The organism is Virgibacillus halotolerans, from assembly GCF_016908515.1.
Lineage (GTDB): Bacteria > Bacillota > Bacilli > Bacillales > Amphibacillaceae > Virgibacillus_M > Virgibacillus_M halotolerans.
On the sequence record NZ_JAFBEA010000001.1, the window covers coordinates 630,814 to 650,889 of the forward strand.

At 35.2% G+C, this 20,076-nt stretch carries 25 protein-coding genes; 16 read left to right on the forward strand and 9 right to left on the reverse strand.

What is annotated here, in order from left to right:
* Positions 1 to 167: 167 nt before the first annotated feature.
* The 12 genes from JOC34_RS03695 (at position 168) to JOC34_RS03750 (ending at position 7,332) form a co-directional block, all read left to right on the forward strand.
* On the forward strand, positions 168 to 1,121 hold the full coding sequence (locus JOC34_RS03695; protein WP_205135355.1) for a thymidylate synthase: 954 nt from the start codon (positions 168 to 170) through the stop codon (positions 1,119 to 1,121).
* A 32-nt stretch (positions 1,122 to 1,153) separates the two neighbouring features.
* The gene (locus tag JOC34_RS03700) at positions 1,154 to 1,645 is read left to right on the forward strand and encodes a dihydrofolate reductase (protein ID WP_205135356.1); all 492 of its coding nucleotides are present in this window, start codon (positions 1,154 to 1,156) and stop codon (positions 1,643 to 1,645) included.
* An 18-nt stretch (positions 1,646 to 1,663) separates the two neighbouring features.
* Complete coding sequence (gene mobA / locus JOC34_RS03705) at positions 1,664 to 2,242, forward strand: molybdenum cofactor guanylyltransferase (protein ID WP_205135357.1); 579 nt, start codon at positions 1,664 to 1,666, stop codon at positions 2,240 to 2,242.
* Between the two features lie 138 nt (positions 2,243 to 2,380).
* Positions 2,381 to 2,587: a twin-arginine translocase TatA/TatE family subunit gene (gene tatA, locus JOC34_RS03710; RefSeq protein ID WP_205135358.1), complete on the forward strand. Its 207-nt coding sequence runs from the start codon at positions 2,381 to 2,383 to the stop codon at positions 2,585 to 2,587.
* Between the two features lie 18 nt (positions 2,588 to 2,605).
* Entirely contained in the window at positions 2,606 to 2,788 is a 183-nt protein-coding gene (locus JOC34_RS03715; protein ID WP_205135359.1) for a twin-arginine translocase TatA/TatE family subunit, read from the forward strand.
* An 81-nt stretch (positions 2,789 to 2,869) separates the two neighbouring features.
* On the forward strand, positions 2,870 to 3,634 hold the full coding sequence (gene tatC, locus JOC34_RS03720; protein ID WP_205135360.1) for a twin-arginine translocase subunit TatC: 765 nt from the start codon (positions 2,870 to 2,872) through the stop codon (positions 3,632 to 3,634).
* 13 nt (positions 3,635 to 3,647) lie between these two features.
* Positions 3,648 to 3,863 carry a YozE family protein gene (locus JOC34_RS03725; RefSeq protein ID WP_205135361.1) on the forward strand — a complete coding sequence of 72 codons (216 nt, stop codon included), beginning with the start codon at positions 3,648 to 3,650 and terminating at the stop codon, positions 3,861 to 3,863.
* Positions 3,864 to 4,396: 533 nt separating this feature from the next.
* A complete protein-coding gene (gene vrrA / locus JOC34_RS03730; protein ID WP_205135362.1) occupies positions 4,397 to 4,867 on the forward strand; it encodes a VrrA/YqfQ family protein in 471 nt (156 codons plus the stop codon).
* Between the two features lie 81 nt (positions 4,868 to 4,948).
* Complete coding sequence (gene msrA / locus JOC34_RS03735; RefSeq protein WP_205135363.1) at positions 4,949 to 5,908, forward strand: peptide-methionine (S)-S-oxide reductase MsrA; 960 nt, start codon at positions 4,949 to 4,951, stop codon at positions 5,906 to 5,908.
* 60 nt (positions 5,909 to 5,968) lie between these two features.
* Complete coding sequence (locus JOC34_RS03740) at positions 5,969 to 6,175, forward strand: DUF6501 family protein (protein ID WP_205135364.1); 207 nt, start codon at positions 5,969 to 5,971, stop codon at positions 6,173 to 6,175.
* A 144-nt stretch (positions 6,176 to 6,319) separates the two neighbouring features.
* Positions 6,320 to 6,874, forward strand: a complete 555-nt coding sequence (locus JOC34_RS03745; RefSeq protein ID WP_205135365.1) for a histidine phosphatase family protein — start codon at positions 6,320 to 6,322, stop codon at positions 6,872 to 6,874.
* 218 nt (positions 6,875 to 7,092) lie between these two features.
* Positions 7,093 to 7,332 (forward strand): indolepyruvate ferredoxin oxidoreductase subunit alpha, encoded by a 240-nt coding sequence (locus JOC34_RS03750; protein ID WP_205135366.1) that lies wholly within the window; start codon positions 7,093 to 7,095, stop codon positions 7,330 to 7,332.
* Between the two features lie 81 nt (positions 7,333 to 7,413).
* Here JOC34_RS03750 and JOC34_RS03755 read toward each other — a convergent pair whose 3' ends face one another.
* Positions 7,414 to 7,683 (reverse strand): acylphosphatase, encoded by a 270-nt coding sequence (locus tag JOC34_RS03755; protein ID WP_205135367.1) that lies wholly within the window; start codon positions 7,681 to 7,683, stop codon positions 7,414 to 7,416.
* Between the two features lie 175 nt (positions 7,684 to 7,858).
* Between JOC34_RS03755 and JOC34_RS03760 the strand changes: the two genes are divergently transcribed.
* The 3 genes from JOC34_RS03760 (at position 7,859) to JOC34_RS03770 (ending at position 12,040) form a co-directional block, all read left to right on the forward strand.
* Positions 7,859 to 9,313, forward strand: coding sequence for a polysaccharide deacetylase family protein (locus JOC34_RS03760; RefSeq protein ID WP_205135368.1), 1,455 nt, complete (start codon positions 7,859 to 7,861; stop codon positions 9,311 to 9,313).
* A 1,081-nt stretch (positions 9,314 to 10,394) separates the two neighbouring features.
* Complete coding sequence (locus JOC34_RS03765) at positions 10,395 to 11,168, forward strand: hypothetical protein (RefSeq protein WP_205135369.1); 774 nt, start codon at positions 10,395 to 10,397, stop codon at positions 11,166 to 11,168.
* Entirely contained in the window at positions 11,168 to 12,040 is an 873-nt protein-coding gene (locus JOC34_RS03770) for a DUF3307 domain-containing protein (RefSeq protein ID WP_205135370.1), read from the forward strand. Before JOC34_RS03765 ends, JOC34_RS03770 begins: the two co-directional genes overlap by 1 nt.
* A 186-nt stretch (positions 12,041 to 12,226) precedes the next feature.
* Here the strand turns inward: JOC34_RS03770 and JOC34_RS03775 are convergent, their stop codons facing one another.
* Both JOC34_RS03775 and JOC34_RS03780 read right to left on the reverse strand, forming a co-directional pair.
* Entirely contained in the window at positions 12,227 to 13,093 is an 867-nt protein-coding gene (locus JOC34_RS03775) for a hypothetical protein (RefSeq protein ID WP_205135371.1), read from the reverse strand.
* Complete coding sequence (locus tag JOC34_RS03780; protein WP_205135372.1) at positions 13,077 to 14,003, reverse strand: WD40/YVTN/BNR-like repeat-containing protein; 927 nt, start codon at positions 14,001 to 14,003, stop codon at positions 13,077 to 13,079. The genes JOC34_RS03775 and JOC34_RS03780 overlap by 17 nt, the downstream gene beginning before the upstream one ends.
* A 286-nt stretch (positions 14,004 to 14,289) precedes the next feature.
* Here JOC34_RS03780 and JOC34_RS03785 point away from each other — a divergent pair, with 286 nt between their 5' ends.
* Positions 14,290 to 14,430 (forward strand): YpzI family protein, encoded by a 141-nt coding sequence (locus JOC34_RS03785; RefSeq protein ID WP_205135373.1) that lies wholly within the window; start codon positions 14,290 to 14,292, stop codon positions 14,428 to 14,430.
* A 687-nt stretch (positions 14,431 to 15,117) separates the two neighbouring features.
* On the opposite strand, the gene JOC34_RS03790 is transcribed toward JOC34_RS03785, so the two are convergent.
* The 6 genes from JOC34_RS03790 to JOC34_RS03815 all read right to left on the reverse strand — a co-directional run bounded on the left by JOC34_RS03790 (position 15,118) and on the right by JOC34_RS03815 (position 20,076).
* Positions 15,118 to 15,783 (reverse strand): DNA alkylation repair protein, encoded by a 666-nt coding sequence (locus JOC34_RS03790; protein WP_205135374.1) that lies wholly within the window; start codon positions 15,781 to 15,783, stop codon positions 15,118 to 15,120.
* Between the two features lie 57 nt (positions 15,784 to 15,840).
* The gene (locus JOC34_RS03795) at positions 15,841 to 16,257 is read right to left on the reverse strand and encodes a PH domain-containing protein (protein ID WP_205135375.1); all 417 of its coding nucleotides are present in this window, start codon (positions 16,255 to 16,257) and stop codon (positions 15,841 to 15,843) included.
* A 125-nt stretch (positions 16,258 to 16,382) separates the two neighbouring features.
* The gene (locus tag JOC34_RS03800) at positions 16,383 to 16,586 is read right to left on the reverse strand and encodes a DUF1657 domain-containing protein (RefSeq protein WP_205135376.1); all 204 of its coding nucleotides are present in this window, start codon (positions 16,584 to 16,586) and stop codon (positions 16,383 to 16,385) included.
* A 96-nt stretch (positions 16,587 to 16,682) separates the two neighbouring features.
* Positions 16,683 to 18,011, reverse strand: coding sequence for a D-serine ammonia-lyase (locus tag JOC34_RS03805; RefSeq protein WP_205135377.1), 1,329 nt, complete (start codon positions 18,009 to 18,011; stop codon positions 16,683 to 16,685).
* A gap of 6 nt (positions 18,012 to 18,017) precedes the next feature.
* Entirely contained in the window at positions 18,018 to 18,869 is an 852-nt protein-coding gene (locus tag JOC34_RS03810; RefSeq protein WP_205135378.1) for a gamma-glutamylcyclotransferase family protein, read from the reverse strand.
* A 343-nt stretch (positions 18,870 to 19,212) separates the two neighbouring features.
* Positions 19,213 to 20,076 (reverse strand): 5'-3' exonuclease, encoded by an 864-nt coding sequence (locus JOC34_RS03815; protein ID WP_205135379.1) that lies wholly within the window; start codon positions 20,074 to 20,076, stop codon positions 19,213 to 19,215.

Here is a 20,076-nt window from a genome sequence, read left to right on the forward strand (position 1 = left end):
CGGGATATACGTTCCCTTAATGAAAAGTGCATTAAAAAAATAACTAGGAAAGAGAACGGTATTGAACTTACAGAGGAATCATTAACTACTTCGATTTATGTTTATGTTACAATGGAGGCAAATAGAAGTTTGAAAATGAACAGTTTATAATTGGGGGAGATCTCATAATGAATGGGGAACAGGCATATTTAAATTTAGGTAAACACATATTAGAGAATGGCAATAAGAAAGGCGATCGAACAAATACAGGAACATATTCCATATTTGGACATCAAATGCGTTTTGATTTAAGTGATGGATTCCCATTGTTAACGACAAAAAAAGTCCCATTCCGATTAATTGCCAGTGAACTGCTCTGGTTTATAAAAGGCGATACCAATATTCGTTACCTATTAGAAAACAACAACAACATTTGGAACGAATGGGCATTTGAAGGATGGATAAACAGTAATGAATATAGTGGCCCTGACATGCAGGACTTTGGAATTCGCAGCCAACAGGATGAAGCATTTAATAAGAGCTATCAGCAACAAATGGAGCTATTTAAAGAGAAGATACTTCAGGATGATGAGTTTGCGCATAAATTCGGTGACCTTGGCTCTGTATATGGAAAGCAATGGCGCCAATGGAAGACTTCGCAAGATGAAACAATTGATCAGTTAAAAGAAGTTATTGAATCGATTCGAAACAATCCAGATTCCCGCCGACATATCGTTTCTGCATGGAATCCGGAAGACATTCCAAACATGGCATTGCCACCTTGTCATACATTGTTTCAATTCTATGTTGCAGACGGGAAATTATCGTGCCAGCTATATCAACGAAGCGCAGATGTGTTCCTCGGTGTCCCATTTAATATTGCCAGCTATGCTTTATTAACCTATTTAATTGCACACGAGTGTAATTTAGAAGTAGGGGAATTTATACACACTTTAGGCGACGCACATATTTATTCTAATCACGTGGAACAAATAAAAACACAGCTCAGCCGGGAAATTCGTCCATTTCCACAACTGAAGATAAACCAAGAGAAAGGATCTATCTTTGATTTCGAATTAACCGATTTTGAAATCATTGATTACCATCCACATCCGGCAATCAAAGCACCAATCGCTGTATAAAAATAGTAGATAGTAGGAGGTAGGTATTTTTTATGATTTCACTGCTCTTAGCGATGGATCGCAATCATGTCATTGGTTTAAATAACGATTTACCATGGCGTTTACCAAAAGACTTGCGTTTTTTCAAAGAAAAAACAACGGGTAATACCATTATAATGGGAAGAAAAACATACGAATCAATGGGGGGCGCCTTACCTAATCGAAGAAATGTCGTTATTACAAGCTCGGAAAATCCGTTTCCAGAAAATGTACATGTTATTCGTAATTTAGAATCTATTCGGGAATGGGATAAAGAAAGTCCAAATGAGGAAGTATTTGTTATCGGCGGTGGGAATATATTTAAACAAATATTACCTTTTGCTGATCGTATATACATTACGTGGATAGATCAAGATTTTGATGGCGACACTTATTTTCCAGAGTTTTCGGAGCTTGACTGGTCATTAACATCAAAAGTAAAAGGGGAAAAAAACGAAACAAACCCTTATGATTATTATTTTTTACAATATGATCGAAAACAATAAATCATGTGAGGGGATTTCATGGAAACATGTGGAATTATTCTTTCCGGTGGTAACTCTACTAGAATGGGAACGAATAAATCATTACTGACTATTAGAGACAAAACGGTAATTGAATGGATTTCGGCTGAACTTAACGCTTGTACAGATAAAGTAGCACTGATAGCAAATGAACAGGAGCAGTATGAATTTCTACATTTAGAAACATATGCTGACCGATATATAAATAAAGGACCATTAGCGGGATTAGAAGCTGCTTTATATCATATAGATGCCGATCTTTTTGTAATTGCTGCCTGTGATATGCCATTTGTGAATGGACAAGTATACAATTACCTATTGGAACAAATTGAAGATTTTGATGCAGTTGTACCTGTCTATAATAATCGAATCCATCCGCTCGCAGGTATTTACAGAAAAAGTGTACTGCCAAAAATACAGCAGCAAATAGAGAAAAATAATCTTAAAGTAAGGGGTTTTTTTGAACATATTAAGGTAAACTATATAAGAGAATTCATCCCTATACCAACTACTATATTAGAAAAACATTTTTTTAACATGAATAATCCTGCACAATATGAAGAAGCAAAACGTTTTTGATTTGGTTTATAGGGAGAAATCATGTTAAAATGTAAACGATCGATGATCAAACATGGAAAAGTATGGTACAGTAATGAACCAAATATTTCTTTTAAATGATACATCCAATAATAATTTAATTAAAAAGAAGGTGTGCATATGTTATCAAGTATTGGAGTGCCTGGATTAATCTTAATCGTCATTCTTGCGTTGATTGTCTTTGGTCCGAAAAAACTACCGGAAATTGGTAAAGCTGCGGGTGACACATTACGTGAATTTAAAAAGTCGACCAAGGATATAACCAGTGATGTTACAGATGAAGTGAATGAAACAAAAGCGTTGATTAAAGACGAGGATGGCAAATAATACATCGGAGTGATGAATATGTTTAGTAACATTGGTATGCCTGGGTTAATACTCATTCTAATTATCGCATTAATTGTATTTGGTCCCTCTAAATTGCCGGAAATTGGTAAAGCAGTTGGCAGTTCTTTAAAAGAATTCAAAAATGCTACAAAGGATATTATGGGTGATGATACAAAAGATAACAAAGAAAACAAGTCATAATTGAATTACTTTAATTGGACGAGGGTGTAAGGGGGCTACCTTACATCTTCTTTTATGCTTTATTGCTGGGAGAGTGAAGAAATGTCTGAGGATCAACAAACAGAAATCGATAAAGAAATGAATTTGACCGGGCATCTGTCCGAGCTAAGAAATAGACTTATTGTAACGGCTATATTTTTTGTTGCATTTTTTATTTTGGGTTTTGTCTATGTGAAGAAGATTTATAACTTTTTTGTTGAGGATATAGATTTCAAATTAACAGTTATTAGTCCTGGTGAAATTATTTGGATTCATTTTACCATGGCTGGACTAGTTGCGATTGCGATAACGATACCTTTATTAGCATTTCAAATATGGTCATTTATTAAGCCGGGCCTTACGCCTACGGAGAGAAAGGCATCACTTGCTTATATCCCTGCGCTATTCCTGTTATTTATAGGTGGTCTTGTGTTTGGATACTATATGTTTATTAAAATGATCCTGCCTTTTCTACTTTCTTTAAATGATGGTATGTTTAATGAGATGTTCACAGTAGATAAATACTTTAAATTTTTACTGCGCGTAACATTACCATTTGCATTCCTGTTTGAAATACCAATTATTGCGATGTTCTTAACAAGTATTGGTATACTGTCACCAGATTTCATGCAAAGAACCCGAAAATATGCTTATTTCATTCTCGTGATTATTGGGACAATCGTAACACCACCAGACTTTGTATTACAGCTCGTTGTTGCTGTACCATTAATTATCCTGTATGAAATCAGCATTCAATTGTCAAAAATTGTTTATCGTAAAAAGATGCGAAAGCATGAAAAGTTTATGAACGAGGGTAATGAGGAATAATGGGGTGAAATAATTGCGACCGTTTTATCAATTTTTATTAACGTATCGAGGAAAAAAACAGGCTGATGACAAAAGTAATCTTGCTGATTGGGCATTTTTTGATCATAATTTCCCCAAGTACTCCAAAGATTATAATGAAATCAGCAATTACTTAGAATGGAATAGTCCCTTTATCAATGCATTGGTTGTATTTGATGAACTTTGGGATGTTTATAAAATTGAGAAATAATTTCAAAAGGCGCTGGTATAATTACCAGTGCCTTTTTATGAGGGAAATAATAATTTCAAAAATCAATCCACTTTATTGAAACTCTATCATTTGACATTCCATCACCCGGATTCATTAACAAGAACAATACATTAATCCACCGAAAATTTTTTGCTTTAATATAGTATTATTTAATCGGATATAATCTCTTAAAAGCATATGTGAAAGGTGGTACAAGAATTCAAACAAACGTTTGATCAATTATCAGAAATTATTTATAGGCATTGATATATCCTAGCAACATGAAGTGAAACTACATTCAGTGAGAGGGTTTTACTGTCACGCTAAACTGCGATAAAGTTTCCTTATTCCCTTTTTTTCGCTAATAATTTGCCCGGTGAGATGTTTATTTTGTGGAATCTTGCGGTTGCCCGGGAAATAACTATTTATTTCTTCTCATTTATCTGTTAAGTCATTTTGTATAGCCTACACGCTTTACCTCTCATTACGTACAATAATCTAGAGTGATGATGAGTGATTTAAGGGGGATTAACATGGTATTACCAATTTATCAACAAAGAGGTCAATATCCACCAATGCAGCAGTTTCGAAATCCGAATCCTAACATGTATCCACAGCCAAACCTGAATAGAGGGAATGTACGCGGTCCAGGTCCCAATAAAATACAAGATATGGTACAACGATTTGTTCAACCCTCAGCAGGGGGTAATATAGGCAGTAGGGTAGCTGGTGGTGGACTATCCCAAACATTAGGTAATGTGCAACAGGTATTAAAGGTTGTACAATCAACTGCTCCAATGATTCAGGAATACGGGCCAATCGTCAAAAACATTCCAGCAATGTATCGGATGATGAAAGCAATTAAAGATGTAGATAGTACAGACAGTGAAACGGAAAATAAAACCAACACAACAGAAACTCAAAACAGCACAATAGCAAAAGAAGTGGTAGCAGATGAGCCTATAAAAAGAAGCGGTGAGTCTACACCAAAGTTATTTATTTAACCCAATAAGGCACAGTACTTGATTTTTTTTGCAATTAGCGGAAAAATAGGGGTATCATAGTGTTAATTGGAGGAAATAAAATTGACTAATCATAAAGCTTTAGCAACATTTGCAGGTGGCTGTTTTTGGTGTATGGTTGAACCATTTGACGAGCGTCCAGGAATTATTAGTGTCATCTCTGGATATACTGGTGGAACAATTGAAAACCCAACGTATGAACAAGTTTGTTCAAATGAAACGGGACACGTAGAGGCCGTGCAAATCACATATGATCCGCAAGTGATGTCCTATGAACAGCTTGTGAGTACGTTTTGGCAACAAATCGATCCAACCGATCCAGGTGGACAATTTAACGATCGAGGCGAATCTTATCAAACCGCCATTTTTTATCATGATGAAGAACAAAAACAAGTTGCAGAGAAATCCAAACAGGAATTAGAAGCAAGCGGAAAATTCACAAAACAAATCGCAACAAAAATTATTCCCGCGAAAACATTCTATCCTGCAGAAGAGCAACATCAAGATTACTATAAAAAACGGTCCTCACATTATCGATTATATAAAAAAGGATCTGGAAGAGAAGACTTTATCAAAGAAAATTGGCAACAACCTGTTGATAAATCAAAACTAAAAGAACAATTAACGCCTATTCAATACAGTGTAACACAAGAAAATGGAACAGAAAGGCCATTCCAAAATGAGTATTGGGACAATGAGGAAGAGGGAATTTATATTGATCTGATCTCTGGCAATGTTTTGTTTTCTTCAAAAGATAAGTTTGATGCTGCGTGTGGTTGGCCAAGCTTTACCAAACCGGTCGACAAATACGAAGTAACGGAGCACACTGATGAAACTCATGGAATGATTCGCACGGAGGTAAGAAGTAAAACTGCCAATTCACATCTCGGACATGTGTTTGAAGATGGCCCGGTTGAAGCTGGTGGGCTACGTTATTGTATGAATTCAGCAGCAATGAAATTTATTCCTAAAGAGGAAATGGTAGAAAAAGGGTATAAAAAATATCTTTATTTATTTAATTGACCATAATTTTATTATGTTAACTAAGTAAAATAAGTATGATAATACGGAGGGCTCGAATAAATGATTCACCTAAACTGGGAAGACAGAAAAACAATCAAACAAATAGAATGTGTTCATGCTGATGCAAAGAAGTTTATCGTTCATAACAAGCTTACACCTGGGAAGAAGTATGATGTGAAAAATGAAACAGATGAATTTTATTTTATTATTGATAACAGCCAGCGAATAGGTGGCTTTCTCAAAGAATATTTTAAGGAAAGAGAATAGCGGGGAGTTTATCCTGCTATTTTTTTCCTTAAATTTACACAATAATGTTTTCTATTTTGTCGTTTAGTGTTATAATTCATTTACTATTTTAAATAATAGGATATAGTGACATGTTTTTCAATTCTATGTAAAGGGATGATCAAGATGAAGACAATCTATTTTGTTCGACATTGCACTGCTGATGGACAGCATAAGGATTCTCCGTTAACGACTGTAGGAATGCGGCAAGCACACTTACTTTCTATGTTTTTATCCGAACAAAATATTTTTGTTGATAAGATTATCTCAAGCCCTTATTTACGTGCGATTGAAAGCATCAAACCTTACGCGGAATCAGCAAACAAAAAAATTGAAATTGATCAACGCTTGCAAGAGAGAATACTGAGCAATGAGCCGATAGACGACTGGTTGGAAGTATTAGAGCACTCCTTTAATGATCACCAATATTCCTTAATTGGTGGTGAATCTGCTAATGATGCGGTTCAAAGGGCGAATACACTACTGGAGCCACTATATACCGATGATCATATTAAAAACATCATTTTAGTCAGCCATGGAAATCTATTAGCATTATTATTTCAGCAATTTGATAAAAGCTTTGGCTTCAACCAATGGAAAGAACTAAGTAATCCCGATGTATACAGATTAAACATAGCAGATGAAAATACGTCATTAGAACGCATATGGAAAAGCAATTAAATTTCCATGTTTCGTTGACATAATACGCGAACGTATGTTTATTATTAGCGATTTATCCCCAAAGTAGCATCCTTTAAATCTTATTAAATCTCTCCATTTCTTTCTACCCATTCATTATCATTATTTATTCAAAGAAGAATCTTTTACTTTTTTACCGTAAATAAGCTATAATAACATCATGAATCATTTCATTTACGCGTATGAAGGAGGAGAATAACTTGGCTTTTATTATTACATCACCTTGTAAGGATGAAAAATCCGGAGAATGTGTCGAAGTGTGTCCAGTGGATTGTATTGAAGAAGGGAAAGATATGTTTTATATTGATCCTGATATATGTATCGACTGTGGGGCATGTGAAGCAGTCTGTCCGGTTGAAGCTATATTTATGGAAGATGAAGTTCCTGAAGAAGAAACACCATATATTGAATTAAACCGTAAATTTTTCCAGGAAGGTTAATATAAAAAAAGTGCAGGCACTTAACTAATTCGTGTCAAAATACCGCTGCCTTTGTTAGACAGTGGTATTTCATCTTTTGCACTACTTAATAGAGAAACGATTATATTTTTTATGGTCCTTTGAAGTTTGCTCTTCGATATGATCCACTTGAATAAAGGGAGTGAGTCCCGACTTTAACGCCCCGATATATTCGCTAACATAGCTACGATCACCTTCCACTTCCAATTCAACCGTACCATCAGGTTTGTTTTTTACCCAACCAACTAAATTTAATTCCATCGCCTTTTGCTGTGCAGAATATCTAAAACCAACACCTTGCACACGTCCACTTATCGTTAAATGCTTATTCATTATCTCATCACCTCTTCTACCTTATATATACTATATTACCTTTTTAACAAAGTTCAAAACAGGAGTCCTATAACAATTAAATATTGAAAAGTATTTTTTTATAAACAGATTGATGCTATAATACGTTTTGTGATTAAAATAGATCGACACGATTTATTTATAAGAGGGGAAAATTATGTTAAAAAGAATAAAACTACCTGGTTGGATAACAGTCATATTTTTACTAGCTGTAATCATAACCGGCATGGGACAATTAACACAAGCGGGTATAAATAAATCAAAAAACCAAACAACAGATAAAAAAACTGAAAAACAACAAGATGAAAAATATATAAGCACCAAATATCCGGGACTAACGATAACAACAGAAACAACAAACAAAGATACGTATACGTCAGCAATTAGTACACTCTTAACAGAAGATAAACAAATTAATAAAACCATTCAATTATGGATCAATGAACAGAAGAAAAACTTCATGACAGATATAAAAGAAACCAAGAATATTCCTACGGATGGGCACAAAGCTCATTTAAACATCCAGGTTGATACAAATAAAGTAACAGAGGATATATATAGTCTGGTGTTTAGTTCGAAAACATATACTGGTGAAGCAAACGGCATCAATATCGTAAAAGTGTTTAATATAGATCTGAAAAATAATACCTTTTTACATATTGAAGACGTATTAAACATAAATAATGATACATTATCAATGATGAGAGAATTAGTCGATGAAGAGCTACAAAAAAATGAAGATATCTACTTTTATGTTATCGACGATGCACTAGAAGAAGTGATAAACGATCCCAATAATTGGAAATGGTCCGTTAATAAAAAGGAATTCACTTTTTACTTTGATAAATATGAAATTGCGACAAGAGAAGCAGGACCTATAAAATTAAAAATTCCACTTCAAAAAGTCTCCTTATATTTAAATAAAGATATTGAGTCCTTGTTGCAAATGCCTGAAGAACAGCAAAAAGAAAAAGAGAAAGAGAATATCATTCAAGAAGGTGCAAAGTTAGATTCCAATGGAAAATATGTTGCACTTACGTTTGATAACGGTCCAAACCCAAAAGTAACACCAAGGGTTTTAGAAACATTGAAGGAACATGGAGCGACAGCCACCTTCTTTATGTTGGGGAGTCAGGTGGATTACTATCCGGAAATTGTTGAACAAGTAGCGATTGAAGGGCACGAAATCGGTAATCATTCGACAAATCACCCAGATTTTACAAATCTCAGTACAGAAGAAATCCACCAAGAAATTGACAAAACAAATCATTTAATTGAAGATGCAATCGGAACCAAGCCAACGGTTACCAGACCGCCATATGGTGCTTATAATGATGACCTGATAAAAATAGCTAAAAATAATGAATCGCCAATTGTATTATGGTCTGTTAATTCGCTAGATGAAAAGACTTTAAACGCTGATGCAGTACAAAAGGAGATAACCCCAGGCTCAATTGTGCTAATGCATGATACTCTTTCTACAACAGCTGACGCGCTACCTGAATTATTGGATAGACTTGAAAGGGAAGGGTATCAGTTTATTACTGTGTCGCAGATGTTAAATTTACAGGATCAAAATGGAATAGGACCGTATGATGGTAAAGTAAAATAGCAGCTTTGAGTAGCTGCTATTTTTGTGTGTAATAATACTTTTCACTGATCGATGTCTTAAAAACAACGAAATAATTATCGGATTTAGGAAAAGGATTTTGGGGCGCTTAATCCACATGCAGAAGCATAAAAAGAATAGGTCAAAGAATTAGGACACATACCAGAATGAACTGTAGCCATACAAAATCAAAATAGGCCAAAACAAAATCCTGATGCAAATGCGGATGGAATATTATACAGCAATAACTATAAAGTCGTTGCATGAGAATAAGCATTATGCAACATAGTCGAGCAGCAAGATCATTTTGCGATTTATTTTAGTGAATCTATATTAATTTATAGCGTATTTTTTAATTCTTGTCTCACTATCCAGAGTATACTTTACAATGAGATGGTAAATTGCGTTTTATTTATAACTTCCGATAATAAATATTATGTAAACTAGAAGAAGTAATTATTTAAACTATTAGTTTTAACAAGAAAATCTTAACTCCCTCTCTTTTAAGGTCTTTTGAAACAAGAAAGTATAAACTAATTGATGTAATTCTAAATCATCTATTTGTACTGCGAAATCTGGTAATGTGTCAATAATACCCCGTTCAACGGATAACCCTTCTTAAAAAACTCATGCTCATGCAAATCAATAAGGCTATATCCCATTGAATTCATGATTCATAATATCATCCAGATAAATATCGATAATTCAGGCGGCACTTCTCAGCATCTTTTATCACCGGGTATATGCCACGAATTTGAACCATACGTCCCCTACTTTCTACTGATACCACAACTGTCGAGCTTAAAATTCATTCTCTTTAAGCTATTTTTCAATTGATTAATTTTATTCATAATGAATCGTCGTTCTTGTTCTATCTATTAATTTAAGAATTGTATAAACTACTGTATATAAATTATTTGATATCAAACATTACCATGTAATTAATTCACAACAAATATTACACTATATATTAGTCTAAATCATCTAACACTCATAAAGTTTGACTATTTCATCTTACTTTTGTTATATTCGATTATATAATCCAACTTCTCTGTACTTTGGATATGAAAGGAGATGTTTATACATGTCATATGAAGTCTCTATCTTCATCATGGATATAAGTAATTCATCTAAAGAAAATATTGGGAATGAATTAAGTGAATATCTACAGCAATTAAAAATTAGCATTGCTGATTGGACCCAAAATATTGTTGTGACAAAGATTAGTCACCGTGCTGGTGATGAATTGGCCGTTGTATGTAGTGGCTATGCCTCAGCGTATACACTTGCTTTCTATATAAGCCATATTTGGAAGTTCACAGATCATAAACCTTATTTCGGCCTATCATTTGGTGATATTCAAGAGGATTTAAGCATAATAAACATAGAAACTTGGATTCATCCATTAATGAAACAAGCAAGAAATGCCAATGATTACCTGAAAGAACAACAGAACAGATTACTATTTCGCTTTGCATTACCGGATTTTTCAGGTGAAAAAGGCTTCACCGTTTTTAGCAAACAATTCGAAACATTAATCAATACCAGTTTAACTCTAAAGCAAGAACAAATGAACGAACAAACCGAAATACAATCTCTCGTCTGTTCTTTATATTTAATGCTCGGCCAACAAAATAAGGTAAGCCAATATCTCGAAAGAACAACAGCTACGATATCCCATCATATGAAACAGGGTAAAACGCAAGTCATCTTGCATGCTTTTTATGACATTGTTAAGGTGCTGGATTCATTAGATACACAAGATAAGCATCGTCTAACGGATCAGTTGCAAACAAACATTAGACAAAATGTATTGAACCATCTACACGATTATTTTCCTAAAGAAAGGAGATTATAATGACTGTACTATTGCTCCTTCTCGCACATTTAATCGCTGACTTTTGGTTGCAATCGGATCAAATGGTGAAAAATAAACTAAAACATTTAAAAAAACACTTATTCCACCATCTACTAACAACAGGAATCGTACTTGCTGTTATATGGGGTCACCAATACGAATTTCAACATATAATCTACTATTTTATTCTACCTTACGCTTTTATTATAATCACACATCTTTTGATTGATTTGTCAAAAATAAAAATAGTAGATTCCATTCCAAAAGGCACAACAGATAATATGAAAAGACTTGGATACTTTTTATTAGATCAAGTATTACATGTCATCATGATACTCCTAACCTGCATTCTTTTCTTCCCTATGAAAGCTACAAAAATGGCAGCGGATCTTTTGGACTTGTATGGGATAAGTAGTTTAAGCCCGTTCAACACAGCATTATCTATGATCATCATTTACATTTTGGCTACAAGTGTCAGCGGCCATATCGTAAAATATATCATCGGTTCATTGCCATCAGAGTTTGCCAACTTTGAAGGCGAACTTACATTGAGAAATCAAATGAACAATGTAAAAGAAAAAAATCAACCTAAAACAGAAAGCAATTTTACGGAGGAATATCATTATTTTACCTACTCCACCCCGCTTCGTTCGCGCGGAAAGCTCATCGGCTATATAGAAAGGTTGCTTGTTATTATATTAACAGCGATCGGAGCATACCAGTCTATTGCTTTTATTATCGCAGCCAAGTCGATCGCACGATTCAAACAGTTAGATGATCGAAACTGGGCCGAATATTTCTTATTAGGTACACTATCTTCTATCTTTCTAGGATTAGTGCTCGGTCTAGTTGTACAAGGAATCATTATGTAAAAGATAAGGATTCATTAATTAAATTGGCGATATTATAACCATGTGGTCGATTTCCACCAGTTTGTTTTGATGAAGATCCATAATCTCATTACATATTAATTGCTCATAAGGCAAAATAAACGGATCACAATCCACACTTTCCTTAATTACGTCTGTATTTAATCCGAGATTAACCTTTTACATGACTTACTCTTGTTTATCCGTAAAATGAAGTACGGTTGGCTTATTCTTCTTTTCCAGCGTCGCTTTATATAAGCTAATATCACCTGTTTGTGGCACCAAGCCATTGGAATTGATTTCAATATTTTTATTTAATGCTATCGTCCATGCAGCTTCGTTATCATCCATTAGCACAACAGCAAGTGTGCCAAATTGTTGAATGTGATCCCAATCAAATGATTCTGTTTTGCCGTTTTCAATAACAGAGATCCCTTCTGTATTACTGATAACTTGGGCATTATTACCTTCCCACTTGCCTTGAATTTCTGCCCCGACATAGTAATAAGAGCTACCTCCACCACGGTCACCATAAGTGCCAACGAATTGTTGAATCGAATTATCAGTAGCTTTGTAAGTAGCTGCGGCCACATCATTCTCTAACCACTCCACATGAAATGTACTTTGTGTCTCATAAGGTAATCTTTCTTTCGGACGGGCTAGAATATAGTAATAGGACCTGTAATAAACTGCTTCACCACGCTCTATATCTTCTTTAATTGAAAATACATGTTTCATGTCGGGCGAAATGCTAATAACATTTTTTATTTGCTGGTTACTTTTAACCAACAATACTGTATTAACAATAATGAAAATGATCAAAACACTAGTACCAATCATTTTCCACTTTTTCGTAGGTGTAAGTAAGAACAAAAGTGCTAGGGCCAAACAGATTACACAAACCATATTGATGATGTAAAAAATCCGATTATCGACATACGCTACTTGAAACCTTGTATGTACGTAAAAGTATCCCATTTGCAAACAGAAAAAGCCAATTGCAATAAGTAAGAGTATCCAACCTATCATTTTTATATATTTATTCTTCCGTCTCATTCGGCTCCACCTCCCTAGAGAAATCCCAAGTTTCCCCATTATCATTGGAAACAAATTTCCCCTTCACTTCCCCACCTCTATAGTCACCATTAGGGCCTTGGTTGACTAAAACTGCCAAATGGTCATCTTCTTTAACCGGTATTTCCGCATTAACAAAAATTTCTTCGTATTTTGTTGGTATATGAAATGCTGCTTGCTGCCATGAATCTCCAGTATCTTGCGTCACATAAACGTCCGGTTCTTGCGGATTTATCGTCCCAAAAGATAAAAATCCAGTATTCTCATCTATAAATCCACCATCCGAGATTAATCTTGTTGCACCTGAATTGTTTGTTTCTTCCCAAGTTTTACCACCATCATGCGTTAAAAAGACAATCGAAAGCTCTTGTGACATGGTACGATCGCCAGAAATAATGACATATCCAAATTCATCATTGATAAAATCAACTTTTCGGAAACGGATAGCGGGAAATGGTTCCGCAACAACCGTATCCTCCCAAGTTTTACCCTGGTCAACCGAGTAAGTTAATATGATTTTTTTACTTTCCCAGTTTACGCCATCTGAATATAAGAATGCGACACGACTTTCTGTAAGGATATAGCTATTATCAATTAGTTCTTGTTTGTTCCCATTGTATTCCCCATCAAATACATTCTCTAATTCAATCGGCACTTTCGTCCAACTCTCTCCCCTGTCAAATGTGATGTTTAGCTCATCGTTATCTAAGGAGTAATCAATAGTATGAGCAGCATGCAGTGGTTGTTCCTGCACTGTCTCCTGCTCTTGTGCATTTTGTGCAGTTGGGTTTTGCGGCAAAGATGCGGTTTTAATAGTGTTTTGATAATAAATCAATCCGATGATTAAGCCAATCATCATAATGCCAGCTATGCCAAGAATAATATGTTTCAATGTAAAGGCTCCTTTGTTATCACTATAAAAAATCCTTCTCTTACAAGAATATCAGAAAATAAAACCTAAATATACGATTTATAAAAAGATATAGCACGTTTTATTGCATATTGTAATTCTTGGAAATTACCTCATTTCCTGCTTGCAGATGATATTTCTAAAAGTAGAAAAAGCATCTGTTTCGGGTAAGAGTAACTTTTTTTACCAGTACCATGATACAAGCGTATTCCTTTTCATGAATAAATCCCTTTTAAAAGACTCATCTTAAGGCTTAGGAGGTGCTAAAATGGGAAGAGACCGTCAAGAAAAAAAGTTAAAAGAAAGTGGACGCGTGGAATCAGACCGTGATGTGGGTCTTCGCTATAAAGGTGCAACAAAAATGTCAAGTCCTGAAGAAGCAAGAAGATTAAACGATGGAAAAAAGTAAAAAGGAAAAACAATCATCTCAGTTCTAGGGGCTAAAGTATAAAAAGCACACGAATTGGGGATGCAAATCGCAAATGATTTGCATCTCTACTTTTTAGAGAAGTTAATTTTACAACAGATTTATCCTCTTTAGGAGTCGAGTGATATTGCAAATTTGATACGCAATATAACTGACAATGCAGTGATTGCTCCTACAAAAAATATCCGTAGAAGATTAACTATTTTAGAAAGACCTTTAATAACCGCTACCGCTACGAAGATCGTAAAAGCTATATCTCCAATTCATGAGTATACAGTGGAATATTCCAATGATCAATCAACTCAATAATTGATTTCAAGCTGCCAATGGATATGATATTTCTAATGAAAGAGAGGATAATTGCATTAAAGTTATTCTAACGCCCTAGTTCCAAATAGAATATAACTTCATTTATTTCCACTCCACTGTTCTTAGACAGGTATATTCGCTAATAGCTTATATTATAGAGGAGTGATTGTGATGGAGCACTTTGACTGGCAAATGTTTTTATTTGTAGGTACATCCCTTGCCCATGATGTTTGGGTACATTGGGGATTTCCTCAAATTTACTACTGGGAACTTAGAAGGGACAGCTTAAAATCAATAAACACCAAAAATAATTGTAAAAAGATATGACGAACATACCTATTCTCCATTATTTTACATGCATCAATAAAGATACTTACTTCCCTCTCGCACGCTTAACTTGGGCAGTGCATTATCCGCTATGAACTGTTTTACTGATAATGGATTTGTCTTAGAATATTCTCTTAGAGCCCAACCTATTGCTTTTTGAATGAAAAATTCTTTGCTCGCTGCATTTTGTTTTATGTAACGATACAATAGCTTTTCGTTGGTTTTTGCTTTGTACTTTAATTGAAAGAGAATTGCTGAACGTTGCAACCATAATTGATCCCCGTAGGCCCAGCCTTCAATCGTTTCCACTATTACTTCAGGGTTATCCATCGCAATCCTCCCCACAGCCTTCTGCGCAAGCATGTCAACCGTGTCCCACCATGATTTTGTAGAGATAAGCCATTCCAATAATGGAAGATGTTCTTTTTGAAGCTTTTTTAACGACTTTTCTATATAATCAAGTGCAACATTTTGATACTCGCGTTCTTTCTTCTTCCACAACGCTAGAACCAAGTCAACTTGGAAAGATTCTTTCAAAATGCCGCTTTCCTTAAAATATATTTTTGTTAATTCTCTTCTTGCTGGTGTTTTAATGCCGATAAATACAAATTTATTTTTCATATAACTTTCCATCTGAATAGCTTGTTCCCTGTTACGATTTTGTTCAAATAATGTAACAAGCAATTCTAACTGTTCCATTCTATAATTCCTCCCGGTAACTAATAAACACCTGCTAAAATGTACTTTAAGAACGCATTACTTGGACTCCAGCAACCGGTCATCAACAGAGATATTTTCGTTTAGTTCCATCAACTTTTCAATAAATGTCTGCTGGTGCATCGGAGATATTGCGACAACATCAAATTTTCCACATGTAATTTGTATTCGATCCAATGATAACGCAGGTGAGGTTAGCGGTGTTTTAGCTCTAATAATTAATTTGATATCTTGAATTTGAACAGTTTGCCTGATAGGACCGTAGCGGATTTTAATTTTATCTTCTGTAATTTTATAATCCGTTTTAAACCAGAACCACAATAAAATCATTGCAAATAGCAGCATAACTAATAATGCTATCGTATCGCCCTTCAGTAGCGAGACAACAATCCCCATAATTGATATCCCCCATATAATGATCGAAATCCACAAATCCTTTTTTGAAGTGAATAACAAGATTCATTCCTCCCTCTTATTCATCTATATTCCATTATAACGGTTATTTTCCTTCTCTGCCAAGTAACGAAAGAAATACTCAAAAAAGGAAAAAGACCATCTACTAGGATGATCTTTTTAATGATTTAATTTTTAAATTGTGGCTCTTCAGATTGAATGTATTGTAATCTTGCATTTAAATTATCAAGCACCGTTTGTTGCTGCGTAGCCATGTTTTGAAACATTTGCTTTGCGTTTTGATCTTCTGTTTCCAATGCAAATCCTTTAATACTGGCTAGTGCACTTTCACAACTCGCGACTGCTTGCTGCATTTGTGTTCCTACGGTCATTTCAAATCACCTCCCGTTCATTATAGTCCCCATTAAAGCGATTCATATAACCATCTTTTTGGGAAATAACTTAATAATGTACAGGAAGGATGTTAATTAATCGATTTGCTTGCCCTTCTCATAAAATTGCTCCATATCTGCTTTAGGAACCAGATCTCCACCTGTGGCCCAGGCAATATGTGTTACTTGTTCACTATTTATGTCATGTTGCTTCATATAATTTGTTTGCTTTACCCGATTAGGCCCAGTCAGTCCGGCTGTTGCAGAAGGCTCTAGGTAGATATTTTCACTATCTACAAGTAAAGTAAGTAAGTTATACAAAGTGTTATCCTCTACCGTATAGATACCACTGATTAAATGTTCACTGATCGATGTTGCAAAACTTGATGGTCGACCAACTGCTAAGCCATCTGCATCTGTATGATTATCAATGCCAAAGTCTTGCACACTTACTTTTTCTTTTTCGCCTGTCAGCAACCCAATTAAAAGGGCTGGTGAATGTGTTGGCTCAACAAAGAAGCAATGTACATGGTCACCAAATATTTGTTTTAAGCCAAATGCAATACCACCCGGCGCACCACCTACTCCGCATGGTAAATACACAAATAATGGGTGTTCTTTATCCACTTTTATCTGCTTTTCTTGGAGTTGTTTTTGCAGGCGAAGTGCAGCAACACTATAGCCTAAAAATAGATGCTTGGAATCCTCATCGTCTACAAAATACCCCATAGGATCAGCAATTGTCTTTTGTCTGCCCTCACGTATCGCCTCACTAAAATCTCCAGCAATTTCATAGACTGTTACTCCCTTGGAACGGAGTAAATCCTTTTTCCATTGCTTGGCATCTGCAGACATATAAACGGATACCTTAAATCCTAACTTTGCACTCATTATTCCAATGCTTAATCCAAGATTCCCTGTGGATGCTACCCCTATTGTGGATTGCTGAAATAGTTCTTTCATTGGTTCACTGGAGAATATCTCATAATTCGATTCTTTGTTAATGAGACCTGCCTTCATTGCCAATGCTTCAGCATGCTGTAAAACCTCATAAATGCCCCCTCTTGCTTTGATAGAGCCTGCAATCGGTAGCTGGTTATCACATTTTAGATATAACGCACCATCAATGGCTAATGCAGCTTTTTGCTCCAATTCTGTTTTCATCGTAGCAATCTCTTTCAGTGGGGATTCAATCACCCCATTCGTAGACTTTGTTTCTGGAAATTCCTTTTTAAAAAACGGAATGAAACGTTCCCATAAACTTTCAGCCTCTTCCATATCACGTTTAGACACCGGCAATGGTGGCGAATCTGTCATACATTTCAAATTAGAATTCAACCAAAACACAGGACCCAAATCAATAATATCCGTTAATAATGGATATTTACTTTTCCATATATTTAAATCCCTTTCTGAAAATACCATGTTAACCTACCTTTCTACACACAACTTATTCATACGTGAAGTTATATTTTCTAAATAATCCTTACCCAAAATTCCTGTTCCGCCCCGTATGATTTCTGTCTTATATAATACGGATGGTGGTGTCTCCGGGTTTTTATCTATCACAATAAATGTTAACACTTCTGTCCTATGCCCATCAATTATAACAGTTACCACAGCTGGACGATAACTATTTGTAAACACACCTTCACGCTTGTATAAATAATCGATTGCCTGATTAGGCACTTGATAAACCTTTCCTTCTACATGTTCGTGTTCAGCTTCTACGATGTCTGCTTTTCCACCATCTGCTGTACTGTGGGAAAATCGCAAACCGTGTTCTTCTAATAATCCCATACCCTTCAAATCGAGAAAGTAATGATCAACGTTGGCTTTTTTGAACCGTTCATCATCCATACAGGAACCATATGCATAATAGAGAAGCTTGTCTTTTTGTAAATAGTTATATACTTTCCAATCGCCAAATGCGATTTTATTTGTAGCCTTGAATGAGGAACGTCCGTTTATATAGGTAATCGCTTTGATAGACTCGCCCTTATCATTATAAACATCAAGTGTTATTCGTTCATACAAATTATTTGTACCGTTCATTTGATAGCCTTCCAGTTCATCGATCGATGCTAGAACCGAGGATGACACTTCATAAACTTCTCCAATTACCTTTTCAATATCATGCGATTTCATTACTGGATACCCACAATCTGTATCGAATAATTCACCATGTACCCAAGTCTGCTTCAATAAGCAACTAGCGTTTTGTAAAAAGTGATGATTAGATTCCCCATCTCGCAATGTGCCGTATACAAAGATTTTTGGCATCTAAATTCCCCCTTTGAAAACTTGTTTATACAGTTTACGTTAAAAATACAATCAAATAAACTGTTTATCCCCGACGATTCAATATACCCCCTCCTAACATCAAGATACCCCCACGTTGTATAAAAAACAAAATACATCACCGCTTAAATATATTGTTTAATATACACCCGAGGTAGGGGGTATATTAAAGACGTTCGTTATAAAGAATGAGTTTGCACCTTGTGAAAATTACCCCCTGGGAGGTATTATTTTGATGTAATTATAGTATTTATCCTCCCCTCGCTTCAGAGGCATTCAACAATCAAAAAAGCTGTCACACTTTTTAGTGTAACAGCAAAAGAACTTACAATAATTTAGCTAGATTTTTAAATTCCAGTTCCGTAAACTTTTCCTCGACACGTGTTTTATCAAACGCCCATATGGCACTGTCTAAATGACAACTAATAGGTACATCACACTTTATCTCAGCAAGTTCCCGTGATAAGTGCAGCATGTCCATATTATTTTTTATTTTTGTTTGAACGCCCTTCGGTAATTGATCCATATTTTCTAACAGTTTATCTATCGTTTCATGTTCCTGCAAAAGTTTCGTAGCCGTCTTTTCCCCGATTCCTTTAACACCAGGATAATTATCTGCCGAATCTCCCATTAATCCTTTTAAATCTACTATTTGATTTGGGTATATACCTTTTTTATCATAAAAGTTCTCCTGATTGAAAACTTCATAATTACCCTGCCCTTTGCGCATAATAGCGACCTGTATACCATCATCGACAAGTTGTAGTATATCCTGATCACCTGTCAAAATAATTACATCATCATCCACACCATACAATTTTGCTAAGGTTCCAATACAATCATCTGCCTCAAAGTTTTCTAATCCGATATTTGGCATATTAAAGGACGCTACTACCTCTTTAATTAGTTCAAATTGGGGAACAAGTTCTTCAGGTGGTGCAGGACGGTTCGCTTTATACCCATCATATAAATCGGTTCGGAATGTTTTACTTCCCATATCCCAGCAGCAAATAACATGTGTTGGGTTAAATGTATCTACGGCATCCAAAAAGTAACGCATAAATTGATAAACACCATTCGTTGGCATACCTTTCGTTGTTTTCATATAATTACCCCGGAATGAGGTAGCAAAGAATCCTCGGAACAGCAAAGCCATTCCATCTACTAATAATACACGTTGTTTCTCCAT

Excerpts from the sequence above, each read along its gene's own strand:
- JOC34_RS03695 (WP_205135355.1), top strand. The coding sequence starts at position 168 with ATGAATGGGGAACAGGCATATTTAAATTTAGGTAAACACATATTAGAG.
- JOC34_RS03700 (WP_205135356.1), top strand. The coding sequence starts at position 1,154 with ATGATTTCACTGCTCTTAGCGATGGATCGCAATCATGTCATTGGTTTA.
- mobA (WP_205135357.1), top strand. The coding sequence starts at position 1,664 with ATGGAAACATGTGGAATTATTCTTTCCGGTGGTAACTCTACTAGAATG.
- tatA (WP_205135358.1), top strand. The coding sequence starts at position 2,381 with ATGTTATCAAGTATTGGAGTGCCTGGATTAATCTTAATCGTCATTCTT.
- JOC34_RS03715 (WP_205135359.1), top strand. The coding sequence starts at position 2,606 with ATGTTTAGTAACATTGGTATGCCTGGGTTAATACTCATTCTAATTATC.
- tatC (WP_205135360.1), top strand. The coding sequence starts at position 2,870 with ATGTCTGAGGATCAACAAACAGAAATCGATAAAGAAATGAATTTGACC.
- vrrA (WP_205135362.1), top strand. The coding sequence starts at position 4,397 with ATGGTATTACCAATTTATCAACAAAGAGGTCAATATCCACCAATGCAG.
- JOC34_RS03740 (WP_205135364.1), top strand. The coding sequence starts at position 5,969 with ATGATTCACCTAAACTGGGAAGACAGAAAAACAATCAAACAAATAGAA.
- JOC34_RS03745 (WP_205135365.1), top strand. The coding sequence starts at position 6,320 with ATGAAGACAATCTATTTTGTTCGACATTGCACTGCTGATGGACAGCAT.
- JOC34_RS03755 (WP_205135367.1), bottom strand. The coding sequence starts at position 7,683 with ATGAATAAGCATTTAACGATAAGTGGACGTGTGCAAGGTGTTGGTTTT.
- JOC34_RS03760 (WP_205135368.1), top strand. The coding sequence starts at position 7,859 with ATGTTAAAAAGAATAAAACTACCTGGTTGGATAACAGTCATATTTTTA.
- JOC34_RS03765 (WP_205135369.1), top strand. The coding sequence starts at position 10,395 with ATGTCATATGAAGTCTCTATCTTCATCATGGATATAAGTAATTCATCT.
- JOC34_RS03770 (WP_205135370.1), top strand. The coding sequence starts at position 11,168 with ATGACTGTACTATTGCTCCTTCTCGCACATTTAATCGCTGACTTTTGG.
- JOC34_RS03775 (WP_205135371.1), bottom strand. The coding sequence starts at position 13,093 with ATGAGACGGAAGAATAAATATATAAAAATGATAGGTTGGATACTCTTA.
- JOC34_RS03785 (WP_205135373.1), top strand. The coding sequence starts at position 14,290 with ATGGGAAGAGACCGTCAAGAAAAAAAGTTAAAAGAAAGTGGACGCGTG.
- JOC34_RS03790 (WP_205135374.1), bottom strand. The coding sequence starts at position 15,783 with ATGGAACAGTTAGAATTGCTTGTTACATTATTTGAACAAAATCGTAAC.
- JOC34_RS03800 (WP_205135376.1), bottom strand. The coding sequence starts at position 16,586 with ATGACCGTAGGAACACAAATGCAGCAAGCAGTCGCGAGTTGTGAAAGT.
- JOC34_RS03805 (WP_205135377.1), bottom strand. The coding sequence starts at position 18,011 with ATGGTATTTTCAGAAAGGGATTTAAATATATGGAAAAGTAAATATCCA.
- JOC34_RS03810 (WP_205135378.1), bottom strand. The coding sequence starts at position 18,869 with ATGCCAAAAATCTTTGTATACGGCACATTGCGAGATGGGGAATCTAAT.
- JOC34_RS03815 (WP_205135379.1), bottom strand. The coding sequence starts at position 20,076 with ATGGAGAAACAACGTGTATTATTAGTAGATGGAATGGCTTTGCTGTTC.